General features: G+C 62.7%; 6 protein-coding genes. All 6 read right to left on the bottom strand.

All coding sequences use genetic code 11. The features are described 5' to 3' along the window. Window positions 1–241: 241 nt before the first annotated feature. Genes VGL01_RS09585 through VGL01_RS09560 form a run of 6 tightly spaced genes read right to left on the bottom strand, consistent with a single transcriptional unit; the run spans window position 242 to window position 7,183 of the window. On the bottom strand, window positions 242–1,138 hold the full coding sequence (locus tag VGL01_RS09585) for an endo alpha-1,4 polygalactosaminidase (protein WP_331568699.1): 897 nt from the start codon (window positions 1,136–1,138) through the stop codon (window positions 242–244). A gap of 11 nt (window positions 1,139–1,149) precedes the next feature. After that, the gene (gene pelG, locus VGL01_RS09580) at window positions 1,150–2,523 is read right to left on the bottom strand and encodes an exopolysaccharide Pel transporter PelG (RefSeq protein WP_173255665.1); all 1,374 of its coding nucleotides are present in this window, start codon (window positions 2,521–2,523) and stop codon (window positions 1,150–1,152) included. Next, window positions 2,523–4,154 carry a GT4 family glycosyltransferase PelF gene (gene pelF / locus VGL01_RS09575; RefSeq protein WP_331568697.1) on the bottom strand — a complete coding sequence of 544 codons (1,632 nt, stop codon included), beginning with the start codon at window positions 4,152–4,154 and terminating at the stop codon, window positions 2,523–2,525. The genes pelG and pelF overlap by 1 nt, the downstream gene beginning before the upstream one ends. Next, window positions 4,151–5,185 (bottom strand): hypothetical protein, encoded by a 1,035-nt coding sequence (locus VGL01_RS09570; protein WP_331568695.1) that lies wholly within the window; start codon window positions 5,183–5,185, stop codon window positions 4,151–4,153. Before VGL01_RS09570 ends, pelF begins: the two co-directional genes overlap by 4 nt. Further along, the gene (locus tag VGL01_RS09565) at window positions 5,178–6,605 is read right to left on the bottom strand and encodes a PelD GGDEF domain-containing protein (RefSeq protein WP_331568693.1); all 1,428 of its coding nucleotides are present in this window, start codon (window positions 6,603–6,605) and stop codon (window positions 5,178–5,180) included. Before VGL01_RS09565 ends, VGL01_RS09570 begins: the two co-directional genes overlap by 8 nt. Before the next feature lie 26 nt (window positions 6,606–6,631). After that, window positions 6,632–7,183, bottom strand: a complete 552-nt coding sequence (locus VGL01_RS09560; RefSeq protein WP_331568691.1) for a penicillin-binding protein activator LpoB — start codon at window positions 7,181–7,183, stop codon at window positions 6,632–6,634. Window positions 7,184–7,240: the final 57 nt, after the last annotated feature.

Genomic DNA, 7,240 nt, shown 5'->3' with positions numbered 1-7,240 from the left:
ATAGACCGAACGGCAGCGCTGCGAGGCCGAAATGACATGATTGTTCGACGGTGTTGTTGTTGAGTGTTGACGAAACGTGCTCTCGTTCGAGCTCGCTTATCGTTAACCTTAACGCAAATGAGAATGACTCGCAATATCATTTACTCATTTTTGGAGAGTCCCGCAGGTACGGAGGACTACACCTGGAGTTTCACACTCAAACAACTTCTGAATCTTGCGAGGCTTGGTCTGAGAAGAGGGGCTACTGCGCCGCAGCCTCACCCGGCCCCACACCGACCGTCTGCAATCCCCCATCGGTCACATAGGGCACGAAACCATCGGCCGCGATTTTCCGCGCGATTTCGCGGCAGCGGGCCGGCTCATCGGGAGGGCAGTAATCGATCGAGACGACAGGCAACCCGTATCGGTCGCGAACCGCCCTCGCCTGCCCCAGCAGCCAGTCCCGGTCCGCCTGCGGCACCTCGCCATACTGGCGATTGCCCTGATCCCAGCGGCCGTAAAGCGATTCGAATGCCACCGCCGAAACAAGATCGTGCACCTCGGGCAATATTTCAAAGCCGCGATTCAAAATCAAATGCGCATCGGGATAGCGCTTCTTGATCGCGCGAATCACTGCGACGAGGCCGGCACGCTGCCGCGCGCGGTCATGCTCGTTCTTGGCAATCAGCTGGTACGAGTCGAGCGTGTCGAGAAAAAAGCCGCGAAACCCGCGTTGCGCGAGCGGCGTAATGACGTGTCTGACGAAGAATGCTGGCCACCCGCGCGCCGACTGATCGACTATCGCGGAGTCCCAGTCCTTGTTGCGCCCGGTCAGCCAACGTCGCGGCATGGCGGAAAAATAATTGCGATTCGCCAATACCTCCCCGACGCTCACATACGCGAACCATTGCGGCCCAGCGCCGGCATGCTCTCGCGGATCGAATGCGGCATCGGGCTCGACCACGACTACATCGAAATGCGAGAGGCGATCGACAGGCACACGATCGCCGTAAAAAAACGCCACGGAATCGAAGCGGGGCTCGCCGATACGGCGATCCTCGGCGTGTGCCTGACGCGTCGGTGCAAGCGTGAGTGCCGCCATGAACGAAACGAGCACCGCCAACGCTCGCGTCAGCCCTCGATTGACTCGTCCCGGCATGAACCCTCGCCTCAGTTGCGCAACATATACGTCTCGTACTCGAGGCGGCCGAAGATGCGATCGAGCGCGAGCACGGACACGGCAACGAGAATCAGCAGCGTCAACGCGAACCCATAGCCGTAATAATCGGGCGCCATCCAGAGCGTGATCGCCGTCAGCGTTCCGTTGAGCGCGACGAATGCCACGCAAATGCGCAGCACGACACGGCGCTCGTCCAGATAGAACAGCACATTGAGGATCCCCAGCAAAAGAATCTGCAGGCTCGCCGCAATGACGTCGATCAGTAGCAACGGCATGTAAAGCGTCGAAATATGCAGCGCCTGAAGCAGACGCGGCCCGAACACCGCGACGAAGAGCAGCACGACCGTCTGGATCTTGACGATTTCGAACAAGCCCGCCCGCACGCTCGTCACCATCATGTCGCGCATATCGTTGATATGCCTCAGCGTCGCGCCGCGTCGCACGGCTTCATAAAACGCATCGTAGTATTCGACGAAATCGGCTTCGATGCGCACGAGAAACGCAGCCATACCCGGCATCACGCAAATATAGGCCATGAACACGGGAATGTCATAGATCACCGAAGCGTGCAGCGGACCGATGACTTGCGCGCCCGTACTCGGCGCATACCAGAACATGAACTTGTCGAGCCAGACGCCGACGTTGAAGCACAGCCCGACGAGCGCAAGACTCGGATAAGCGAAGCGCCGGTCCAGCATCTCGAACGAAATGAACCGGGGACTGCGGTAGTTGCGATAAATGAGGCCGGACAGTCCGGCCAGCAATACCACGTGCCCCGCCACGAAGCCGCCCAGCAGACCCGAGATACCTTGCCGGTTGAGCAGCAACGAAAAGACGACGGTACACGCGTAACCGAGGACGAACACGAACAAGATCTGCCGGTACTGCTTGACGCTCGACAGGAAAATGACGGCCACCCAGATATTGCTGATCACCACACCGCCCGCCACCATCAGCATCCGATAAGCGAGCGGCTCGCCGCGAAACGCGAGGCCGACAGCGAGCAGACCGACCAGGCCCGACGCGGCGCTCGAGAGAAGCACCACGCCGTTATACGTCGATAGCACGAGATCGTCGCGCTTTTCGAACAAGCGATCGGAGATGAAGCGCGTGAACGAAAGCTGCAACGGCCCGGTGACGATCAGACTGCATGCGATCAGATAGGTGACCGAAACCTGGAACTGCACGATCGCGTAACGCGGAATCGTGTAGCCGACGCTCATCAGGCCAATGATCAGGATGCCCAGAATCGACAGAATGAGCGGACCCGAGCTGATCAGACCCGCGTAGGCATATGCCCGCGCCGCACCGGCGAGCGTATCGCCCTTCAATATCTTGCGCAGTTCGAACCCGATACCAGCCATCAGCGCGCTCCCGGTGTCGACGAAGTGGACGATGGCGCGTGAGCCGCGCCGCCCGCATGCATCGGGCAACCCTTGGCTTTGTCCAGCCCGCGCCGTTCGCGCTCCGGCAGGGTGCGCAGCTTTTCATACAGTGCGCGATATCGCTCGATCATCTTCTCTTTGGTATAGAACCGGTGCACGCGAGCGATGGCCGCCTGCTGCGCACGCTCCCATTGCGCCTCGTTGCCCAGCATATCCAGCACGGCCTGGGCGAACGCCGCCGGATTGGCGATCGGCACGATCGCGCCGGCGGACCCGAGCGCGGCATCTTCGGCTCCGTCGCCTTCGATCAATTGACGGCATGCGCCGACGTCGGTCGTCACGGCCGGCACGCCCGCGGCGAACCCTTCGAGCACGACGAGCGGCAACGCCTCGCTGATCGACGTAAGCGCAATCAGATCGATGGACGGCAGCATCTCGTCCATGCGCTTGAACCCATGAAATTCGATACGATCGGCCAACCCGAGGCTTTGCGCGAGCGCGCGGCACTCCTCGGCATAGTCGCGGTCCTCTTCTTCAGGGCCGACGATCCACGCGACGATATCGGGCATCGTCCGCGACGCGATGAAAATGCCGCGGATGAACGTCTTTACGTCCTTGATCGGCACGACGCGCCCGACGAGCGCGACGACACGCCGCTTGCCCGTCGAGCGGCGCTCGACCAACGTCGAAAGAGACTTCACATCGACGCCGTTCGGGATGTTTTGTGTGATCGCCGCGTTGGCACCGTCCGCAATCTGGCGCTTTCGATTGGCTTCGTAAAGCGCCACGATCTCATCGGCCGCATCGTACGACAAGCGTCCGAGCGCTTCGAAAAAGCGCACCCACAGCTCGCGGAAATAGCTGATCTTCGAGACGTCCTTTTCGAAGGCGCCGCGGTTATCGCTGATCCAATCGCTTTGCAACAAATCGATCTTGCGCTCTTTCGTGTAGATGCCGTGTTCGGAAACGATCAGGGGACGCCCGGTCCGGTAGTGCAGCAACGTACCGAGAAAACCGGCATAGCCGGTCGATATCGTGTGGTAGATGCGCGCCGGCGGCAACGTGCGCGCCATTCGCTCGAGCTGCCACAGCGGCTGGTGCATGATCCGCACCGTCCAGAAGTAATCCGTGAACGACGGGTCCGTGCAGTTTTCCCGATATTGATCGACGATGTAGTTCCAAGACGCGCGGCTCGACAGAAACGCCTTTTCGTTGAGCGGGCCATCGTCGCCGATCAGCTTCGCGACCTCCGTCATCAGCGCCGTGCCGTCCGCCGCGTCCGCCGAACGCCACGCCGCATGCAGCCGCGCAGAGTGCGCGAAGGCATCCGCATCGCCTGCGATTTCATGAGCCGTCTCATTGTCGGCAGGCTTTTGCTCGTAGAGGAACTGCTCCGTGAAGTGAACGACGTTCTCGGGCAACGCAAATGCGGGATCGCCATAATCCTCCCTGCGGCTGCCGATGAATGCGATCGCAAAGCGAATATCGGGGAACGCGCGGATCATGCCGTCGACCCAGCTCGACACCCCTCCGCGGACATAGGGAAACGTGCCCTCGAGCAGCAGGCAGACGTCGGCATCGGCCGCACGACGAAGCAATGACGAATTCATGACCAGTAGCGCACCAGGGGTTTGAGTATCGGTACGGCCGCCGTATTGCCGAGCGAACCCAGCAGCTCGGCAACGCGCGCGTATTCGCCGCGCAGATAGGCGATTTCGGCGAGCCACGGCACGAGCCGCTCGCGCGGGAAACCGCGCGTCTGTGCCCAGTCGATGTAGCGCCCCGCTTCTTCCGCATTGTTGCTGACGAGCGCGACGCGGCCGCGAATCAACCAGAGCGCGGCGTCGCTGTCGTCTATCGCCAGCGCCGCCTGGGCATGTTGATCGGCCTGTGTCAGCGTATGGCGGTAAACCGGTCCGTGTACGAGGTTCTGATAGATCAGTTCGAAGTAGAGCTCGGCCAGTTGGCGGTGCATGACATGACGCTCGTGCCGTGCGCCTTCAGGCGTTTGCTCGAGCAGCTTCGTCGTGCGAAAGATCTGCTGCATGATCTCGTTCTCCGCACGATCGAGCGCCCCGTACGCAATGAGGCGAACGTCCTCGATCGGGTCGGCGAGCAACTCGCGCAACAGCGCTCCAGTGGTGCGCGTCGGCATACCCTGAATCGCCACGAGCGCCGACAATCTGTCTTGCGCGGCGACGCGTGTGTTGATGAGCCGCGCCTGCAAACGCGCGCCGCCCCCATGCGAGACGCGCGAGATCAGATAGGAAACGAACTGCGGGCGCGCCACTTCACCATAGCGCCGCGAGGTGTCCTCGGCCGGAAAACAGGCCGCCCAGATACAGCCCACGAGCACCACGAGGCCGCCGAGCACGGGCACGAGCGAACATGCGAGCCACAGCCACAACAGCGTCCAACCGCGCGGTTCGCGATAGGCGGCCGGCAAAATCGCACGCACGAGCCACGCCTCGACGATGCCGAAGCCGAACGTGAGCGCGACCAGCGTGAGGAACGGATCGGGCAGCACGGACAGGCTCTGGCCATCCGCGATCACGCGCCAGCCCAGGAAGAACTCGAGCGCCGCCGTCACCGCAAGTGCCGCGGCGCAAAGCGTGCGCGAAAGGGAAGTGGTCTTAGCCATCGATGCCGCTTCGTTTCAAAAAGCGCGCGAGCGCGCGGCCCGGTTCGCCATCGGCAAGATGCAGCGTATGCACGCCGATGCGCGCCGCCTCGAAGTCGACGCGGAACTGGGCCTCGAGGCTGCCCTCGATGCGCGCGAGGTAGCCGTCGACGCCCGTGCCGTCGGTCGCCGGCATCAGATTGACGATGACGGATTCGTTAGGGGTCCTGAGCGGCCAGATCAGATCGAGCGAACGCCGGCGGCGCAGCACGTGTTCATAGAGCGAATCGCCGGCTTCGTCGCGCGGAAACACCAGTGCGACGAGCGACGATGCAATCCCGCACTCGCGTTCGAGCCGCGAAAGCCGCGCGAGCTCGAGCGCGAAATCGACCGGGCACGCCGGCACGTCGCGCAACACGCTGTCCACGAGCGTCACATGCTCGACGCCATCGGCGTAGTAGCCGAGCATCACGAGCAGCAACTGAAGGTTTTCGAAATTGAGCGAAAGGAACGGCATCCGCTTGATCACGAGCATCGCAGGCATGCTGCCGTCGGCCGCCACGAGCGGCGCGCATACGACGAGCCCGGTCCGGGTCACGGCGTTGTCTTCGTTGCCGTGCACATGCGCGATGTGCTTGCTCTCGAGCGCGCGCACGAGCAACGGATCGTGGCCGTCGAGCTCGAACGAATCGCCGATCGTCGCGAGCGGCCGGCTGGCCAGATGGCCCTTCTCGACCGGATAAAGCGCCGCCACGTCGATCTGGCAAGCCTGTGCCACGAACTCGAGCAGCGCTTGCGCACCGACGATCGCCGCGTTTTTACCATCAGTAGCGGCGGGCCGGGCCATCTCGCCCTCGGCGCTGCGCGTGACCGACAGGCGTCGAAGTTCGGTGATGGCGTCGCGCAGTGTGGTCGGCTTGGTCAACAGATCTTTTTCGAGCCGCTCGTGCGACAGGCGCATCAAGTAGTGGCTGTTCGTCAACGCGACCAGACGATCGTTCAGATAATCGTTGAGCGCACTGGCGCGCGCGGCGCGATTGCCCCAGGTATCGCCGAAGTGGCCCGCGACGATCGTTTGGACGAGACCACCCAGTAGAAAAGGCGTCTGCCAGGCGGCTTCGAACGTATGCGCGTCGAACATCGCGGCCCCGGTCACCATCGCGCCGCCCAGAAGACCGAGCAGCGTGCCGTAACGCAATGCGACGATGAGCGGCGCGATCCACAGCCAGCCGAAGCCGGCATGGGCAAGCAACGGATCCTCGGGCGCGATGACGCGCGCAAGTACCAGCACCACGAGCATGAACGCGACCGTCTCCACGATCGCGAGCGGCCGCGCGACGGCCGGTGCGACGAAGCGGCGGAAACGCCCGAGATTTCCGAAGGGGTTCGAATGACGCGGCTTCGATGAGCTGCCCGCATGCGATGGGCTGACGGTGTTCACGATCGGCTCCTGATCCGTGTATGGACTTACGAACGCGGACGCAGCGGAGAGAGCAAGCCGCCGATCAACGTCGACGCTACACCCGAGAGGCTCGAGCGGCTCCATCCCGTGCGCGTACCCGTCGCGCTCCAGACCACGCGGCCCGAGGCGGTATCGATGAGCTCGAGCGTCACGCCGGCAACGGGTTCGCCGTCCACGCCGGTCTTGTAGCGCCACTCTTCGACGGCGCCGCTCAGCACGTACTTGACGTGCTGCTCACGCGCCCAGGCCAGCTTCTTTTCGCCGTTCTCGCGCTGCGCGGTATCGAACATCGCGCTCGACGATTCGTCGGCGGGGGCGATACGCACATCGCTCCATCCGTTCGTGCGCAGCACACCCGCCGCGATAGCCGCCGCGTTGCCGCCCGCCGCCGGCGTCTCCGTATAGTTGACCATCGGCACGACCGCGATCGAATCCTGCACGCCGAGTGCCGGCGCAGCGGTTTGCCTGATCGAGCTGCATGCGCCCAGCGCGAGGACCGACATCGCGAGCGAGACGATCCACTGCAGCGAACGACCCCACCGTTTGTTGTTGCTCATCGAATGACTCCTTGTTGACTCTGTTGATTCTGCTAGATTCGAAACCGCTTGCCGGAT

Origin of the sequence: Trinickia sp., from assembly GCF_036503415.1 — a bacterium.
Classification (GTDB): Bacteria; Pseudomonadota; Gammaproteobacteria; order Burkholderiales; family Burkholderiaceae; genus Trinickia.
Note: the sequence above shows the minus strand (reverse complement) of the source record. Positions and strands in the feature narration are given on the sequence as shown.

Excerpts from the sequence above, each read along its gene's own strand:
- pelF (WP_331568697.1), bottom strand. The coding sequence starts at position 4,154 with ATGAATTCGTCATTGCTTCGTCGTGCGGCCGATGCCGACGTCTGCCTG.
- VGL01_RS09585 (WP_331568699.1), bottom strand. The coding sequence starts at position 1,138 with ATGCCGGGACGAGTCAATCGAGGGCTGACGCGAGCGTTGGCGGTGCTC.
- VGL01_RS09560 (WP_331568691.1), bottom strand. The coding sequence starts at position 7,183 with ATGAGCAACAACAAACGGTGGGGTCGTTCGCTGCAGTGGATCGTCTCG.
- VGL01_RS09570 (WP_331568695.1), bottom strand. The coding sequence starts at position 5,185 with ATGGCTAAGACCACTTCCCTTTCGCGCACGCTTTGCGCCGCGGCACTT.
- pelG (WP_173255665.1), bottom strand. The coding sequence starts at position 2,523 with ATGGCTGGTATCGGGTTCGAACTGCGCAAGATATTGAAGGGCGATACG.